We start from the raw sequence: 16,039 nt of genomic DNA, 5'->3' as shown, positions 1-16,039 counted from the left end.
TCAGCCCCTTCCCCGCTGCGTCGGGTCGAGAATGTCGCGCAGCGCGTCGCCGACCAGATTGAAGGAGAGCGCGGTCAGAAGAATGACGGCACCGGGAATGAAGACGAGCCAGGGAGCGGCCTGGAAGTAGCTCTGGCTTTCGAAGATGATGTTGCCCCAGGACGGTGTCGGCGGCTGCACGCCGATGCCGAGGAAGGAGAGCGTCGCTTCGAGCAGCACGGTCGTCGCAATGCCGAGCGTTCCCCAGACGATCGCCGTCGGCACCAGATGCGGCAGGATATGGTGAAACAGGATGCGACCATGCCCGGCGCCGAGCGACCGCTCGGCCAGGATGAAGTCGCGCTCCACCAGCCCGCGCGTTTCGGTATAGACGATGCGCGCCACCTGTACCCAATTGACGAGCGCAATGACCATGGCGACGATCCAGAGGCTCGGTCGCAGCAGCGCTGCAAGAACGATGGCCAAAAGCAGGGCCGGAAAGGCCATCATCAGATCGGTAAAGCGCATCAGCGCGCCGCCGACGATGCCGCGCATGTAGCCGGACAGGATGCCGATCAGAAGCCCGATCACCACCGCGATGCCGTTGGCGACAAGGCCGATGACGAGCGAGGTCCGTGCACCGTAGAGAAGCCGCGAGAACAGATCGCGCCCGAGCGTGTCGGTGCCGAGAAGGAACTGTGCGCTCGGCGGAAGCGGTGCCCCCTCCAGCGTCAACCCGTCGAACATCTGTTCATCCGGGCTGTAGGGCGCGATCAAGGGTGCAGCGACCGCAAGGAACACCAGAAGGGCAACGACGATCAGGCCGAACAATGCTGCCGGCTGCCGGACCATGGCTTTGACTGCCCGCATCAGCCTGCCTCCGGCAGCGGCTCGGCGCCGCCAAGGATCGAGGCTGCGACCTGCTCCATCGACAGCCGGCGCTGCATCGCGCAGTTGCGCAGGATCCGATAGGCCTGCTCTTCATCCAGCTTGCGGGCGTTGCCGATCTTCTGCACCGCGGCATGGACCAGCGGGCGCATGCGAACCCGCTCTTCCAGATGCGCGATCCTTTCGGTCACTGCCTTGCGCTCGCGATGAATGGCAAGCGCCATAACCAACGCGGGATAGACGGCCGAAGATGCCAGGGGCTTGGCGATGATGGCCGAGGCACCCTGCCCCATCGCCCAGGCCACCCGGCCAGGGGCTTCGGACCCGAGCAGGGCAACGAGGGGGCGCGGCGCCCGTTCGTCGGTCCAGGGCAGCAGCCCGGTCCAACCCTGATCGGCATCGACGAGAATGAGGTCGGGCAGGTTGTCGGCGTCGAGCGGCGTCCATTGAACATGAACGTGAAAGCCGAAGAGCTTCAGCTGGCGGGTGAGCCGCTCCGTCGTTGAGTCCTCGCGATGGAGGATCGTGGCACGCCAGCCGGCAAAGTTCGGTGTTTCCCTCATGAGACGATCCGGAGCTGGGGTGGCTTGCGCGTCCGCCGGCCTGTCAGATACGGGTCCGCGACGATGGCGGGCTCGGAGGCGATGATATCGAAGCCACCCTCGTCGTTGATGCACCCGAGATGGAAGGGAAGTGCTGCGTGGCGGGTTTCCGGGTCGATCCTGAGCGGGCCGAGAACGGTCGAACGGGGTGCTGTGCAAAGCAGGCTGGAGACCGCCACCGGGTCGTCGGTGCCGGCATCGATGATCGCCTCGGCGCAGAGCTTGACCGATGCATAGGCGCTGGCAAAGACGCTGGAAATCCGGCGCGACGAGCCGAAACGCGCGCTGACCTCAGCCTTGAATGCGGCGTTTTCGGCGGATGCCACCGTGTCGAAATAGGCGGCTGCGCAGAGCTGCCCGGTCGCCACGCCGAGGCCGATATCGGTCAGCTCGCACTCCTGCAGATCGCAGCTGACCACCGGGCAGTTTTCCGGGCGGAAGGCCGGATCGCGTTCACTGAGCGCCCTGATCGCCGCATGGAAGGCATAACTCGACGGGCCGACGAGATTGTTGAGGATGAAGCTCGGCCGCCGTTGCTCGATTTCGGCAACGATGCGCTCGACCGCGGTTTCCTCGAGCGGCAGATAGCGCTCACCGAGTACCGATCCCCCCGCCTCCTCGATCAGCTCGCGGGCGAGGCGGTTCATCTCCCAGCCCCAGACGTAGTTGGCCCCGACGAGATAGGGACGGAGGCCAAAGCGCGGCAGCAGATAGTCGAGCAGCGGCAGCAGATGCTGGTTCGGACAGCCGCCGGTATAGACGACGTTGTCATTGGCCTCGAACCCCTCATAGGGGCACATGTACCAGAGCAGCCCGTCATGCTTCTCGACGAGCGGAATGACTTCCTTGCGCGCCAGCGACGTGATCGTGCCGACGATGTGCCGGCAGCCCTGGTCGCGCAGCAGCGAGCGCGCGCCTTCGAGGTACCGATCGATGTTGGCGTGGGGATCGACGAAGACGGGTTCGATGCGCCCGGGGTAGCGCGCCGCAATCTCCTCGATGGCCAGCTCGGCGCCATCGCGGCAGTCGCGCCCCATCGTCCCGTAGGGGCCGGTCGTCGAATACAGGATACCGATCTTCACCGCGTCGCGCATGGACCTGCCAAAAACCAAAAACCCCATGACGCTTATCCCATCGGAGATGGGGCATCATGGGGCGAAACTGCCCGTCGACCATAAGGGTCATGTGAATTGGATTGAACTGCTCAATCCGCGAGCATGATTAAGATACGGGCAGCAGACCTCTGTCAAGCAAGGATTGACAAGGAGACGGCTCCCTGTGCGCAACTTTGCGCATTCTGGCAGACCGAACGCAGCAACAAAGCTTGGCTTCCTCGCGCTGCCCTTGCCGGCAGGACGCAGCGCATCGAAACGGGCAACCGGCCCGCGAACGGGCCGGTCGAATTCGGTTGGATGGTTAGAACTTCCGGCTGATGGCAATCTTGAAGTTTCGCCCGGGCATCGCCGAAATACCGTCGCTGAGATAGGGCTCGTAGTATTTGTCGAAGATGTTGTCGACCGCCAGATGCACTTCGCCGCCCTGCATGAGGCCCGATGTCGGTGTCCAGTCGAGGAAGAGGCCGTGCACCGCGTAACCGGCACTCGGCGGGCGGGCATAGGTCTGTCCGCCCTGATTGTAGGGCGTGCGGTTCTGGTCGTCGACGAAGGTGCCCGTCCAGCCGAAAGCGAGGTCCTGGTCCGGCACCTTGATGCCGGCGGTGGCGATGACGGTCAAAGGCGCCAGATCGTTGATATAGGTATCGGGACCCCAGATGTTGTTGACGGCTCCGGTCCGCTCGCCCGTCATCCAGGACACGCCGAGATCGGCGAACATGCGCTCGGTCTCGTAGTGCGATTGCAGCTCGATGCCGCGGATGTCGTAAGACGGTGTGTTCCAGTAGAACGGGACGTTGCCCGTCACACCGGCGAGGTTGGCTGTGCCGAACCGGCGCGTCACCGGGTTGGAGACGTGGTTGTTGTAGGCCGAAATGCGCGTCGAGAGCATGTCGCCGGTCGTCAGCACATCGTTGAAGCTCATGTCGACGCCGATGTTGAAGGTGCTGTTGCGCTCGACTTCCAGATCGCGGCTGGTGCCGGAGGCCTTGGTCTGCAGGCTTTGCGTCGAGTAGATCTCGTCGATGTTGGGAACCCGCATCGCGTAGGCCCAATCGGCAAAGAACCGCATCGAGGGCGTTGCTTCCCAGGACAGGCTGATCGCCGGCGTCACGCCCTGATGCGTGACGGCCGAATAGTCGTGTCCGGCCAGCGGGTTGTTGAAGCGCGGTGCTTCGTTCGGCACACCCTTGGAGCGCACGTGGTCAAAACGCAGGCCCGGTGTCACGGTCAAGGTATCCGTCAGCTCGATTCTGTCGCGAAGGAAGGCGGCGAAGGTCTTCTGGGTGCCTTCCGGCATGAACCACGGCGCGTAGTAGCCGTAGTTGTACTGCGCCTGGGTGCGGTTGGCGACATCGTACATCCAGATATCGCGATCATGATCGAAGTACTGGACGCCATAGTTCAGGCTGTGCGACAGGCCAGCCAGCGTGAAGTTGGATGTATTTTCAGCCTCGAACTTGATGTCCGTATAGGCCGCATCGTTCTCGAAGCCGCCGGTCGATGCGCTCGGATTGAGCCCGGGAATATTCGGCCGCGTCGCGTGCTGGCTGGTCGACGAGAAGCTTGCCATCATGCGGTAGTTCACCAGGTCGCTGTCGCCGGTGTAGCTGTAGTTCAGCGTCGAGGTGAAATCCTCGATCTCGCGCCAGGTGAGCAGGCGGCGCATCGCTTCCTTGTAGCCATAGCGGGCGATGTTGAACTCCGACGGTGCCGACTGGCCGCGGATGGCGGCCACCGGGCCCCAATTGTCGTTCTGACCGTAGGCGACCGTACCCCTGATCTCGTGCCCGTCGTACTCGGCACCGACATTGGCAAGCAAGGTCGTGAGCTTCGAGTTGGAATAGTTGTAGATCTCGCCGCCACCGACGCGCATGTCATCGCTCTTGCGCCATGTCGCCGCCAGCAGGCCGTCATAGGTCACCGGACCGCCGAAATCCGACTTGCCGTAGAGCGCGCCGGTTTCCAGGAACTGCTTGTTGGCGCTCTGGAAACCGGACTTCGCCCAGATACCCCATTCTTCGCCGGGCCGCAGCATGTCGGCCGCATCCTTGGTTTCCATCAGCACGGTGCCGCCGAAACCGCCATTGCCGTAGCGCACCGAGGTCGCGCCTTTTTCGATCTCCACGCGCTTGAGCAGCTCAGGCTCGATAAAGACGGTGCCCTGGTCGTATTTCTCGAAGTTCTTCGGCGCGCCGTCGAGAATGATCCTGACGTCGGATTGCCTGGCGAAGCCACGGATGGCGAGCGTCTGTCCTTCGATGCGCACGCCACCGCCCATCGACACGCCGGGGGTTTTCTGCAGCAACTCCGGAAGGCTCGAGGCCTGCGCCTTCTCGATGTCTTCGGCATCGAGAACAGCGACATTCGGCGCGCGATCGCCGCGCTTGGCATCACCGCGAACGACGATCGGCGCCAGCTTTGTGCCATCGCCTTCGACCGGTGCCGCTGCTTCCGTCGCGCCCATCAGCTTCACCGTCGAGCCGCCAACAAAACGATACTGGACGTCGGTTCCACTCAGCAAGCGCGACAGCGCCTCCTCGGCCGTCATCTCGCCGGAAAGACCGGCCGTGCTCACGCCCGACGCGACCGAGCTGTCGAACACGACCTGAAGCTTCAGCTGCGTCGCCAGGCGGTTGACGGCGGCGGTCAGCTTGCCGGCAGGCACGTCGACATGATGCACCGATGCATCCTGGGCGAAGGCACCGGTGGTCGCGAGGGCACACATCGTGCCTGCCCTAAGCAGGTTGAAAATTCCGGAGTGGCGGCGTCCGCCGGTCGCATTCGAATATGGCATGATGGTCCCAGACAATGAGAGATGGCCGAGAAGAGGCCGGGTCTGGTTTCTGGACGAACGAGGCGCCGTATCAGGGACACCTCGCCTGAAAATTTTTAGCGCAGGATCGTGACGTAGGGTCCGATCCGGGTGATTCTGACGCCGAAGGCATCGGCAAGACCCTGCAATGCCCTGACCGGATCTGAGAGATCGAAACTGCCGGAAACCCGTCTGGCGCCGACGGCGGCGTCGGCGATCAGGATCTTGCCCGGAACGTAGCGCCCGATTTCCTCAACGATGGACGCGATCGTGCGCTCCTCGAAGACCAGACGCCCCTCCCGCCAGGCCGCAGCGAAAAGCGGATCGATCGGTCTGACATCACCAAGCCTGCCGTCATGATTGTAGTTCACCTGCTCGTTGATCTCGACGCGGCGCGGCAGCGTCGCCGCGTCTGTTGCAACGGAAACCGCGTGTTCAAGCACCGTGACGCTGGTACCTTCGCCGGTCAGATTGACGTCGAATGCCGTCCCGAGCGCAGTCGTTGTGCCCGCTCCCGCCTCCACTACGAAGGGCCTGTTTCTATCAGCTGCGACCTGAACGAACGCCTCCCCGCGCAACAGCACGACCCGCCGCTCGCTCGCGGTGAACTCATACGCGACGGCCGATTGGGCGTTGAGCTGCAGCGTCGAGCCATCGGCGAGTGTGAGGATTGGTCTTTCGCCCTCGCCGGCGATGACGTCGGCCCGCATCCACATCGCGCCGTCGAGCGCGAGAAAACTACCGACACCGGCAACGACGATGGCTGCGAGCGAGACCAGGGTTTTTCGACGATTTCCCGGCGCCCTCGCCGCTCTTTGGGCGAACTCCGGCTCGCGCCGGATCAACAGCGTCGCATCGCCGACCGCCCGCCGGGCCCGCTCGAAAATCTCGGCATGCAGTGGGTCTTCGGCTCGCCACCGCTCGAAGGCGAGCCGCAGTTCTTCATCGCCGGGGTCTCCGGTCAGGCGGACGAGCCAGTCCACCGCCTGTTCGCGCACCCGTTTTTCAAGCGCCTTGCGACCGCGCTCAGGCGCGCCATCGCTTGGCGCGCGCCGTCCGTCGAGCGCCGTCACGACGCGTCCTCCAGCCTGTCGAGGCAGTGCAGGAAGGCCTTGCGCAGATGTCGGTCGACCATGTTGCGGCTGATACCGATGCGTATGGCGATTTCGTTCGAGGTGAGGTTGCCGATGCGGCTCGCAAGAAACACCCGCCTTCGCTGCAGCGACATCTCCATGATGGCGGCCTTCAGGATCGACAGCCGGCGGCGAAGATCGGTGTTGGCGTCGGGAGCGGCGATATCGCTGGCGACAGCCAGGGCCTCCTCTTCGCTGCCGGAGAAAAGCTTGAGCTCGAAGCGATCGCGCCGCAGCCAGTCGATGCCGAGGTTGGTACAGGCGCGGCGCAGAAACGCTCTCAGCGAAGACTTGCCTTCAAGCGACGTGCGCCGGTCCACCAGACGGACATAGAGTTCGTGCACGACATCGTTTGCCGTTGCCGGCGCGTGACCGCGCCGCCGCGTCATCGTGCAAAGCTCGTCGTAGTAGGTCACGATCGCGTCGTCGAGCATCAAATGCGAAGCGGATTTCTCTGACATGTCTGTTTTCAGGACCGATCCGGATCGGCCGGCGGGAAGAAGATGGACGGCAAGGCGCCCGCGAAAGTCCGGGGCCGGCGTTCATTAACCCGTCCTTGCAGCGCGCACAACAAATATGAGCATAATACTCATCTTTTATCGCTTCACGCAGGCGTCCGGTCCCGGTCGCATGGCTCGCCGACACACGTGGCCGGACCCACCCCTTACGGTTTCCTTATTCCCGAGCCCCGTCTTCCCCAGCGATTTTCTACGCGCGCTGGGGCTAGGTGTTGCTGCGACCAATCGGATGATCTGCCGGTACATCAGCGAAACGACGGCCAAGACGGTGCTCCAACGCCGCTGCCATGCTTGCGCCGCTTTCGGGTGGCTTGAGACGCCGGCCTCTTTCCTTCCCGGCGTTGCACTCGGAAGCGGTGCCGCGACGAGCAAACGACAAGATCCTATGACGAGTACCAGACGATGAAGATGAGAAACGCATTCAAGCTCGCGCCGAAGCAGAGCCGGAGATTACCGACCGAGTATTTCATCCTGGCGAATGTGCGTTTCGAAGGACAGGTTGTCGGATACCTCGCCGGGCGGCCGATCCGCGAAACCGCGACCGACGACAGCGGGGTTCGATATCGGTTCGTCGGCGTGGCCGCGCGCAACGCTGCCGGCGGACCGGACGTACAGTCGCTGCGCAAGGGCGAGTGGATCGTTCAACCGGGATTGGTCTATGCCAGTATCGACGACGATACCTCCGTCGCTCCTGCGGACCGAGCCGCCTGATAACCACCGGCCGGTGCCGGCCGCGGCGCTCGAAGAGGACCGCAATGTCTATGTAATCTTGGCAGATTAGCTCCGGGCCAGACAATTCGAACCCGGGATCAACCATGCCCTTCTGCAATACGCGCGGCGCCTTCGCCGTCATCGCCACCACCGCAGCCGTCGCTCTTACCGGTTGCGCCTCCACCGCTATGAAGAACTATATCGGCCAGCCGGTGGAATCGGTCATCATCGATTACGGCCCGCCGACGGCAGTGCTTGACCTCGGCTGGGATCAGCGCGCCTACCAGTGGCGCAAGATCTCCACCAACGTCGTTTCCGGTTCGACGAGCGGCGAGATTCGCGACACACGGCGCGGCCAACGCTATGAAGAGTTCGTGACGCCGGGCTATGTCGAGGAGCAGGAATGCTTCTATACGTTCTACGCCCGCAAACAGGGCGGCCGCTGGTATGTCACGAACTTCCGTCAACCGAAGCTTGAATGCGAGTGAGCGCTTCAACTTGGCTCTGATTTGAGAAATGATGCATTCGACACCGCGGTTACGGGCCTTCCGTAACCGCATTCAGGAGAAACCGGCATGCGCATCCTGCTGCTAGAGGACGAGCCCGAAATGGCATCGGCCCTGAAGGCCGCGCTCGAGCGCCGACAGGTGATTGTCGATCATGTTTCGACGCTCGCCGATGCCGAGGCCGTGGTCGAGCTCTGGTCCTACGACGTGATCGTGCTCGATCGCCGCCTCCCCGACGGCGAAGGCCTGAGCCTCATTCCCAAACTGCGTGCGTTGCGCGTCGAAGCGCCGATCATGATGCTAACGGCGCTTGGCGCTATCAACGACCGCGTCGCCGGTCTCGATGGCGGCGCCGACGACTATCTCGCCAAGCCGTTTGCGGTCGAGGAGCTGATGGCACGCCTTCGTGCACTCGGCCGTCGCCCCGTCACGCTCAAGTCCGACCAGATCATGATCGGCCGCCTGACCTACGATTTCCGCCATCGCGAAGCGGTCGTCGACGACAAGCCGCTCGACCTGTTGCGGCGGGAAAGACTGGCGTTGGAAGCGCTGATGCGGCGGCCGGGCCGCACGGTCCTGCGCGCCACGCTGGAAGATTCCGTCTACGCCATGGAAGACGAGATCGATTCCAATGCGCTCGATTCCCACCTCTCGCGGCTGAGACGAAAGCTCGACGAGGTCGCAGCCGGCGTCGAGATCAGGGCAATCCGCAACCTCGGCTATCTCTTGCGCGCCACGGCATGAGAAAGCCCCGCCCGCGTTCGCTTCAATGGGTCCTGGTCCGCCGCCTCATCCTGCTGCAGGCGGCGACCTTCGTCGCCTTCATCGGCCTGCTGGTTGCGATCCTGACGATTGCCCAGCCTCGGCTGATCATCGACAACGAGGCGGCCATCAAGCACCTGTCCGAGGCCGTGGCGCGCACCGCAAACGGCGACCTCATCGTGCGCGACACCGAAGAGCTCCGCGCGTTCCGGGAAGATTTCCCCAATCTCTGGTTCGTCATCCGCGATACCGACGGGCATAGGGTCAAGCATGGCAGCATTCCCGCTGCCTATGAAGCGGCTGGCGGAGAGCTGTTGACGAATATCGGCCGCGCGACATTGCGGTTTGATCAGGGCGACCGGAGGCCGGAAGCCGCGCTCGCCAATGTCGACACCGACGTTGGCCGGGTGCAGATCCTTGCCTCCTCGATCTCGTCACGCGACGAGAACGATGGCCTCGAAGTCGAGATCAACGTGGATGTCGAGATGGCGAAGGATGCCAACGGCGATCCCGAATGGCTGCGCGTGCTGCCGGTCCTGGCGCTGCTTATCCTTTGCCTGCTGCTACCGATCATTCTGGTGATGGGCGTCGCCGCGCTGGTCACAACGCCGGCGGTCGTGCGACGGTCGCTTGCCGGTCTCGTTTCAACGGCAGACCAGGCGGGGCGGATCGATATCGACAATCGCGCGGTGCAGCTCGAAACGGCCCAGGTTCCGACCGAAATCGCGCCGATGGTCCATGCTTTCAACAACGCACTTTCCCGCCTGGACGAAGGCTACGATCAACGCAATCGGTTCCTGACTGACGCTGCCCACGAGTTGCGTACGCCGATCGCCATCCTTCGCACCCGTGCCGAACTGCTGCAGGAAGATCCGCAGAGTGCGCGGCTCCGTAAGGATATCGAGCGGTTGTCGCATCTGACCCAACAGCTTTTGGACCGTCAGGTGCTTGAGCACGGCGCGGGCACCCGCGAGGTCGTTGACCTCGTGGCATTGGCCAAAACGCTTGCTGCCGACTTCGCGCCGCTTGCTTTCGAAGCCGGCTACGAACTGGCCTTCGAGGCGAAAGCAACGCGGCCGGTGCCGGTCAGCATTCATGTACAGCAGGTCGAACAGGCGGTCGCCAATCTCCTGCGCAATGCCGTCGAGCATGGCGGCAACCGCGGAACGATCACCGTTCTGGTCGACGCCCGCGGCGGGATCGAAATCCATGACGAGGGCCCCGGCATTCCCCTAGACGAGTGCGAACGTGTCTTCGAGCCCTTCTATCGCCTGCGCCCGCGTTCGAGCGGTGCGGGCCTCGGGCTCAACCTGGCCCGCGAGATCGCCCGGCTGCATGGCGGCCGCATCGATATCCTTTACGGTTCGTGGTCCGGCGCGCGGATACGGCTGCAATTGCCAATGCTCGACGCAAATCATCCCGCGGCGCTCTTAACCGCCAACGTCTGAACAGGGCAGAGCGACGCGTGGAAAGCCGAACCGACACCGGCGGCTTGAAACAACTTTTCAGATCACTTTTCGCCTTGGCCCTTATCAAGGGTCGGCCGATGGTCCACATATGTCTCGGCGTTTCGAGGCCAGGCTTCTCCGGAGCTTCCGCTTCGAGAGCAGCAAGGCCGCCAAAACAGAGTGGAGAATTGCGATGCAGACTTCATCCGAGGCAATGGCCGGACCGCTGGATGACAGTGGCGCCCGTCCCATCGAAAGTAAGGGTATTCTCGACTGGCTGGTCACCGAGACCCGCGACCAGCGCTTCATCGACAATATCTTCGTGGATCTGTGCGAACGACTGGTCGAGGCCGGCGTTCCGCTTGCACGAGCCACCCTGCATTTCCGGATCCATCACCCGCAGTGGCTCGGCGCCCGTATCCTTTGGCGCAAGGGCCTGACCGAGGCCGATATCCGCATGTTCGACTATGGCGTCGAAGACACGACGCAGTATCTCAATAGCCCGCTATACGCCGTCAACAACGGCGCCAGCCAGGTTCGCAAGAACCTCGAGGCGGCAGCCGACGATGAGGTGCCGAACTCGCTCTATGACGAGCTGCGCGCCGACGGTCTTACCGACTACATCGCCTTGCCGCTGGAACACACGCTCGGCAAGCGCCATGTGGCGACCTTCGCCAGCGACCGAAAGGGCGGCTTCGAGGCAGCACATATCGAGGTTCTCACCGGTCTGTTGCCGGTTCTGGCCCTTGTCAGCGAAATCCGGCTGAAGAACCGGATGGCGCGAACGCTGCTGGAAACCTATGTCGGGCCGCATGCAAGCGAGCAGATCCTTGCCGGCGCGACGACGCGTGGGAGCGGTGTAACCGTCAGTGCCGCGATCCTGATCTGCGACCTTCGCGACTTTACCAAGCTGTCCGACCTCTGGCCGCGCGATGATGTGATCGAGTTACTCAACGGCTATTTCGATGCCATGTCCGAGCCGATCGAGCGACATGGCGGCGAGATCCTCAAATTCATGGGCGATGGCCTGCTGGCGATTTTTCCGCTCAGCAATCCGCAGGCCTGCGAAAACCTGCTCCAGGCAATCGGCGAGGCGGAGGCCGCAATCGCTGCGCTGAACCAGGAAAACCTGGCAAGAGGACGCGAAGCCCTGGGCTACGGCATCGGCGTTAACGTCGGCGATGTGATGTACGGCAATATCGGCTCCCGCCGTCGACTCGACTTCACGGTGATCGGACCGGCCGTCAACATCGCTTCACGTCTGGAAAACCTGACCAAGCAGGCGAAGCGCCCGGTGCTGCTGTCACGCGCCTTCGTCGAGTTGGCGGGACGCACGCGCGACATGGAGCATCTGGGCGCTTTTCCGGTGAAGGGTCTCGATGACCCGATCGAGGTCTTCGCATTTTCGTCGGGCACCGCGCAGGCGGCGGAATGATCGGATTGGACCTCGACCGGACGGCCTTCCCCTTGAGAAGGCCGCAGCCACTCACTTCAGTCGATCGTCCGCCCAGCGCGCGACGGTCTGCGCCATCGTTTTGAGATGATCCGCAGCCGAATAGCCGGAGATCGTCTTGCGCGGTTTGAGATCGTGGTCGCCATCCTCGAGCCATAGGAGTTCTATCGCGTCGGACAACAGGTATCCGGGAACCTCTCCACGCGTGCCGAATTCGTCGCGCGTGCCCTGGCAAATCAGCGTTGGCGTCTTCAGTTCCTCGAGATGTTTGGTGCGCAGCTGGTCGGGCTTTCCCGGTGGGTGGAAGGGATAGCCAAGGCAAAGCAAGCCGACGATTTTCTCTTCGGCATAGAGCTCGTCGGCAATCATGCTGGCGACGCGTCCACCCATCGATTTGCCGCCGATCAGCAAGGGGCCGGTCGCGTCAAGGGCCGCCACCGCGGCCCTGAACTCAGGATTTAGCGTTTCCGCGCGCGGTGGCGGTTTGCGGCCACCCGACCGACGCGCGGCCATGTAGCCGAATTCGAACCGGGCGACACGAAAGCCTTCAGCAGCAAGCGCTTTGGCAGAGGCCGCCATGGAGGCCGAATCCATCGGCGCCCCGGCGCCATGCGCCAGCAAGATGGTTACGGGCGCGTTCTGTGGCCCATCGAACAGCATGGTCTTCTCCATCTCGCTACCTTCTGGCCGAACCGCCACCAAATTGCAGAACTCCTCAAGGAGCACGCGCTTCACCGGAGGATTTCGAATACCCTCAGCAAGAAGCACAAACGGCAAACCGATCCGGCGGCTTGCGGCGACGCGTCGTCGTGCCTCCCCTAACCGCTCGACGCATGCATCTAACCAAGCGGACTTGGCGCGAATTGCGCCACCAATTCATGCCGATCACCCGGATAGGTCAATCTGACATGGGTAACCGGGGCGCGGCCGCTCCAGGTGCGCCGCTCGATGACGAGACAAGCCGCCCCTGTCGAAATGTCGAGTGCCTGCGCTGCACTGCGCCCTGCCGAAACGGCCCGGATGCGATGCTCGGCCGTGCTCCACGGCACCTTTCCCAGCAGCCAGGAACCGGGCGCCGACGTCTCGAAAAGCTCCGTCTCTGCCTCGGGAACGGCCGCCAGGCTGATAAGCCGCTCCTCGAAACAGAAGGGCCGGCCGCCTGCGAAATGCCGGCAGCTGACCTCAAGCAGTCTTGCAGACGGCGGCAGGTCAAGCCGACCGGCATCCCTTCCCTCGGCCTTGCGGATGCTGCGCTCATCCAGATGGAAACTGTAATCCAGCCCAAGGGACTGAACCTCCAGTTTGACATCGTGGATTTCCATGACCGCCGACTGCACATGCGGAAAGGTGACGTAGCTCCCGGACTTCCGTCGACGCTCGATCAGTCCACGTTTGACCAAATCCGTCAGCGCCTTGTTCACAGTCATGCGCGAGCAACCATATTGCTCGGTCAACTCGTGCTCGAACGGGATACGGTGGCCAGGCGGCCACGCGCCGGAGAGAATATGACCTTCCACATCCCCGAGGATTCTCTGGTGCAACGAAAGCGACTGAGGCTGGTTGCCCGTTTCGTCGGCTGGCTGATCGCTCGGAATGTTGGCACCCTCAATGGTTTGCTGTTGTCGGCAAGCTTAAACATTTCCCAGCTTCGCGACAGCCCTCCCCTCACCCTTTCCTGTTTTTCCACCAAAGCTTCCCAGCCGCCGGATCACCACGGGAACGCCGCCGCTTGCGTAATCAGCGCCAGCGCTTGTGGCCACGGACCCAAGTCCTCGCAATGCACCTGACGGCCGCGTGAAGGGCACTTGCCGGGTTCCACCCAACCGCCAACCTCGCTCCAGCGGCGGCCACCGCCCGACACCGGCCGGTGGCTGCTCCGCGGTCCCACGCCGGGCGTCGCCTGCCGGCGACCATCTAACACATTGTATTTTATGGAATTTTTTTCCGCTTCGAATCTCGTTTCGAGGCGGAATGTTCGTTGCGTCGCCGAGCTGGCTCAAGATCGTTCTTGAGCAGGAAACGCGTATGGGCAGTTGACAGCTGTCAACGTTGACGGCCCAGCGTATCGGCGCGCTGCAAAGAGCGGCGCCACAGGCCACTGCTTCACGCCAAGCAGACACAACTAAGCCAAGTCCAACGGCATGCCGGACGAAGTTGCGCAGCGGTTTTGGGATAACGACTTGTCCAAAAACAAGAGCTTAATGCGCAGCAAGCGTGATCTGAAAGATCGCGACGCGTTTGCCGTGGAAGCGAGGTTCGCTTCAGACCATACGCCGCGGTGGCGTCAACCACCGCGCGTCTTTGGCGGCAGCGTTCGTATCAGTAAAACAGATGCCAAGGCGTTAGAAAGGCGCGAACCCATTCCTGGTCGCGCTCCCGTTCGAGATCGTTCGCCGGCTCATGAGGCGTCAATTCGATGCGCGGCTTAACCGACTGTACGACGGCCTTCGGCGCTGGTGGCTCGAGGTAACCAAGTGTCATCCCGCCGAGATAGAACATGCTGCATCCCTTCCAGTCCGCCCGACACCATCGTCGTTGCACCACGATCTTGCCACAATTCACCTCCCTGTCAATAGTACACTAAATCCATATTCTAATAGCGGACATCTGGAGCCGGTGGGCGAGGCAGCCGAGGCAACGTCCTTTGCCGCGTCATCTCCAAAAGAAGCACGCGTGCCGCTCGCGAGGCGTTACATTTTTGGTGTTGGAATCGCATCCCCATGACAACAGTCTGGTCGGCCATCACATGAGTTGTCCGCGGACAACTGGTGCCGGCTGCGCACCCTCCCCGCTCATCGAGGCGACAAGACAGCCGTTCGGCTATCCATTTGTACATTCACGCCGAATCGGATCATAGTGCATCTGCGCATATTGCCCCAATATGACAATTTTTGCGCAGTTTTTGGAGAACTCGATGTTGCAGCAGAAAATTCAGGGCCTCGATGTGCAGGAGCATTTGCCAACGCTCCTGGCTGCCGATGCCTTGGAACTCGCGCACCAACTCCAGCAGCATCAGAAGAAAATCTTCCCGCCGCAAGCACAAAAGACATTACGCCTTTTCAGCCCAGCTGAGGCGGCAGCCTTCATCGGGATCGCGGAAGGCTACTTACGCCAGATCGCATCGGAGGGTCATGGCCCCGAGCCGTTGTCAAACGGGCGCCGCATGTATGCGATCTCTGACATCGAGCGCATTCGCCGCGTTCTGGACGAAGGCGGCAAGTCGGGAAAATACATTCCGCATCGTCGCGGCGACGAGAGGCTGCAGGTCATCTCGGTGATGAACTTCAAGGGCGGATCGGCGAAGACGACGACCTCGGCGCATCTTGCACAATATCTCGCGCTTCGAGGCTACCGGACGCTGGCGATCGATCTCGACCCGCAGGCGTCGCTTTCGGCCCTGTTCGGTCATCAGCCAGAGATGGACGTCGGCGAAGCGGAAACGCTCTACGGCGCCATTCGCTACGAAAACCCGCGACCGATCGCAGAGATTGTCCGTTCCACCCATCTGCCCAACCTGCATCTGATCCCCGGCAACCTCGAACTCATGGAGTTCGAGCACGAAACGCCGAAGGCCATGACCAGTGGCTCGGCGGAAACCATGTTTTTCGCGCGTATCGGCGATGTGCTTGCCGATATCGAGAGCTTTTACGACATCGTCATCATCGATTGCCCGCCGCAGCTCGGCTTTCTCACCATGTCGGCGCTGTGCGCGGCGACATCGGTGCTGATCACCGTGCACCCGCAGATGCTCGACGTCATGTCCATGTCCCAGTTTCTCTCAATGACCAGCGAGTTGATGCGCGTCGTCGAGAATGCCGGCGGCCGCACGAGCTACGACTGGATGCGCTACCTCGTGACCCGGTTCGAGCCGAATGACGGCCCGCAAAGCCAGATGACCGGTTTCATGCGGTCGATCTTCGGCAATCGCATGCTGCACAACGCCATGGTCAAATCGACGGCCGTGTCCGACGCCGGCGTGACAAAGCAAACACTCTATGAGGTGGAACGCTCGCAATTTGTCCGCGGCACCTACGACCGCGCGATGGATTCCCTGACGCTCGTCAATGGCGAGATCGAGGAACTCCTGCGCAAAGTGTGGGAAAGGAAGTAAG

The 16,039-nt window shown here is 62.4% G+C and carries 16 protein-coding genes; 7 read left to right on the top strand and 9 right to left on the bottom strand.

Annotation, left to right across the window (positions count from 1 at the left end; translation table 11 throughout):
• The 6 genes from BC363_RS31275 to BC363_RS31250 all read right to left on the bottom strand — a co-directional run bounded on the left by BC363_RS31275 (position 1) and on the right by BC363_RS31250 (position 6,990).
• Positions 1-849: an ABC transporter permease gene (locus BC363_RS31275; RefSeq protein WP_065785159.1), complete on the bottom strand. Its 849-nt coding sequence runs from the start codon at positions 847-849 to the stop codon at positions 1-3.
• On the bottom strand, positions 849-1,430 hold the full coding sequence (locus BC363_RS31270; RefSeq protein WP_065785158.1) for an ANTAR domain-containing protein: 582 nt from the start codon (positions 1,428-1,430) through the stop codon (positions 849-851). Before BC363_RS31270 ends, BC363_RS31275 begins: the two co-directional genes overlap by 1 nt.
• Complete coding sequence (locus BC363_RS31265; protein WP_065785289.1) at positions 1,427-2,563, bottom strand: transporter substrate-binding protein; 1,137 nt, start codon at positions 2,561-2,563, stop codon at positions 1,427-1,429. Before BC363_RS31265 ends, BC363_RS31270 begins: the two co-directional genes overlap by 4 nt.
• Positions 2,564-2,885: 322 nt before the next feature.
• Complete coding sequence (locus BC363_RS31260; RefSeq protein WP_083223600.1) at positions 2,886-5,309, bottom strand: TonB-dependent receptor; 2,424 nt, start codon at positions 5,307-5,309, stop codon at positions 2,886-2,888.
• 164 nt (positions 5,310-5,473) lie between these two features.
• Positions 5,474-6,469 (bottom strand): FecR family protein, encoded by a 996-nt coding sequence (locus tag BC363_RS31255; protein ID WP_083223599.1) that lies wholly within the window; start codon positions 6,467-6,469, stop codon positions 5,474-5,476.
• On the bottom strand, positions 6,466-6,990 hold the full coding sequence (locus tag BC363_RS31250; RefSeq protein ID WP_083223598.1) for an RNA polymerase sigma factor: 525 nt from the start codon (positions 6,988-6,990) through the stop codon (positions 6,466-6,468). The genes BC363_RS31255 and BC363_RS31250 overlap by 4 nt, the downstream gene beginning before the upstream one ends.
• Before the next feature lie 459 nt (positions 6,991-7,449).
• On the opposite strand from BC363_RS31250, the gene BC363_RS31245 reads away from it, so the two are divergent.
• The 5 genes from BC363_RS31245 to BC363_RS31225 all read left to right on the top strand — a co-directional run bounded on the left by BC363_RS31245 (position 7,450) and on the right by BC363_RS31225 (position 11,909).
• Positions 7,450-7,758 (top strand): hypothetical protein, encoded by a 309-nt coding sequence (locus BC363_RS31245; RefSeq protein WP_244519984.1) that lies wholly within the window; start codon positions 7,450-7,452, stop codon positions 7,756-7,758.
• 104 nt (positions 7,759-7,862) lie between these two features.
• Entirely contained in the window at positions 7,863-8,246 is a 384-nt protein-coding gene (locus BC363_RS31240; protein ID WP_065785155.1) for a hypothetical protein, read from the top strand.
• An 87-nt stretch (positions 8,247-8,333) separates the two neighbouring features.
• Positions 8,334-9,008, top strand: coding sequence for a response regulator transcription factor (locus BC363_RS31235; RefSeq protein ID WP_065785154.1), 675 nt, complete (start codon positions 8,334-8,336; stop codon positions 9,006-9,008).
• On the top strand, positions 9,005-10,474 hold the full coding sequence (locus BC363_RS31230) for a HAMP domain-containing sensor histidine kinase (RefSeq protein ID WP_065785153.1): 1,470 nt from the start codon (positions 9,005-9,007) through the stop codon (positions 10,472-10,474). The genes BC363_RS31235 and BC363_RS31230 overlap by 4 nt, the downstream gene beginning before the upstream one ends.
• Positions 10,475-10,688: 214 nt before the next feature.
• A complete protein-coding gene (locus BC363_RS31225; protein WP_244512807.1) occupies positions 10,689-11,909 on the top strand; it encodes an adenylate/guanylate cyclase domain-containing protein in 1,221 nt (406 codons plus the stop codon).
• A gap of 51 nt (positions 11,910-11,960) precedes the next feature.
• Here BC363_RS31225 and BC363_RS31220 read toward each other — a convergent pair whose 3' ends face one another.
• Together BC363_RS31220 and hutC are read right to left on the bottom strand one after the other, a co-directional pair.
• Positions 11,961-12,599, bottom strand: a complete 639-nt coding sequence (locus BC363_RS31220) for an alpha/beta fold hydrolase (protein WP_065785286.1) — start codon at positions 12,597-12,599, stop codon at positions 11,961-11,963.
• A 167-nt stretch (positions 12,600-12,766) separates the two neighbouring features.
• Complete coding sequence (hutC, locus tag BC363_RS31215; protein WP_065785151.1) at positions 12,767-13,522, bottom strand: histidine utilization repressor; 756 nt, start codon at positions 13,520-13,522, stop codon at positions 12,767-12,769.
• On the opposite strand from hutC, the gene BC363_RS34940 reads away from it, so the two are divergent.
• Positions 13,433-13,714: a hypothetical protein gene (locus BC363_RS34940; RefSeq protein ID WP_141690504.1), complete on the top strand. Its 282-nt coding sequence runs from the start codon at positions 13,433-13,435 to the stop codon at positions 13,712-13,714. The genes hutC and BC363_RS34940 overlap by 90 nt on opposite strands.
• A 532-nt stretch (positions 13,715-14,246) precedes the next feature.
• On the opposite strand, the gene BC363_RS31210 is transcribed toward BC363_RS34940, so the two are convergent.
• Positions 14,247-14,426, bottom strand: coding sequence for a hypothetical protein (locus tag BC363_RS31210; protein WP_065785150.1), 180 nt, complete (start codon positions 14,424-14,426; stop codon positions 14,247-14,249).
• A gap of 415 nt (positions 14,427-14,841) precedes the next feature.
• Here BC363_RS31210 and repA point away from each other — a divergent pair, with 415 nt between their 5' ends.
• Positions 14,842-16,038 carry a plasmid partitioning protein RepA gene (repA, locus tag BC363_RS31205; protein WP_065785149.1) on the top strand — a complete coding sequence of 399 codons (1,197 nt, stop codon included), beginning with the start codon at positions 14,842-14,844 and terminating at the stop codon, positions 16,036-16,038.
• Position 16,039: the final 1 nt, after the last annotated feature.

It is taken from the genome of Ensifer sp. LC384 (genome assembly GCF_001695865.1).
Lineage (GTDB): Bacteria > Pseudomonadota > Alphaproteobacteria > Rhizobiales > Rhizobiaceae > Ensifer.
Note: the sequence above shows the minus strand (reverse complement) of the source record. Positions and strands in the feature narration are given on the sequence as shown.